Source organism: Streptococcus mitis, assembly GCF_022137125.1.
In the GTDB taxonomy this organism is placed as follows: Bacteria; Bacillota; Bacilli; order Lactobacillales; family Streptococcaceae; genus Streptococcus; species Streptococcus mitis_CE.
In genome coordinates this window covers 1-859 of sequence record NZ_JAKNEQ010000017.1, presented here as the reverse complement: position 1 = coordinate 859, position 859 = coordinate 1, and the positions used below count along the sequence as shown (strand labels likewise).

Sequence of the window (859 nt, the reverse complement as noted above, 5' to 3'; positions counted from 1 at the left end):
TTTGTCCTTTCGCGATCTTAGCTTTTCTTCAACCCACTACAGTTGACAAAGAGCCCTTTTTTCTTGCGAGCAACAAGTCCAAATCCACTCAAGACACCTAAAAGTCCAAGTGCTGCTAGGCTAGCATTGTCTTCTGTACCAGTGTTTGGAAGTTCAGCTTGTCCTTTAGCTTCTGATGAAGCCGCTGGAGCTTGTGGTGCTTCACCATTTACTGGTGCCGATGGCATCGCTGGAGTTGCTGGACCCGCTGGGTTAGCCGGATTAGCTGGGTTAGCTGGCTGACTTGGGTCTGCAGGAACTACTGGAGTTTCTGGTTGACTTGGGTCTGTCGGTCTCACCGGATTTGTTGGATTTGTTGAAGGTCTTGCTGGAGAACCTGGTTGAGATGGAGTGAGTGATCCTCCATTTGTAGAATCTTCTTTTTGAGGTCTGCCATTTGTAGTACGTTTAAATACGTGGATGACATTACCAGTTCCTTCAACTTTTATGGTTTCTACTAAAGCATATCCTGGAATTGATCCAGCTGGGTTATCACCTTCAGCTAGCGGTTTCACTGGCTTACCATTTACATCTACCCATACCGTTACAGGTTTCTTAGTTGATGGTTTGAAGATATGAGTTACTTTACCTGTTTCTTTGTTTGTAACTGTTCCTACTAGTTCATAGTTAGGAGTAGATCCTGCTGGGTATGTTCCTGGTGTTACAGGTTTGATTGGGTTTCCTTTTTCGTCTACCCATTCAGTTGTCTTACCTTCTTCGATTGATTTCTTAACAGCTTCTGCTTCTTTCTTAGCTTCTTCCTTGGCTTTTTCTTTTTGCTCTGGAGTCAAGTTTGGATTTTCATCAATCTTCTTCACTT

General features: G+C 43.7%; 1 protein-coding gene. It reads right to left on the bottom strand.

Annotated elements, in window-relative coordinates:
- Positions 1 to 17: 17 nt before the first annotated feature.
- On the bottom strand, positions 18 to 859 hold an 842-nt coding region (locus tag L0P31_RS09245), incomplete at its 5' end, for an LPXTG cell wall anchor domain-containing protein (RefSeq protein WP_238096646.1).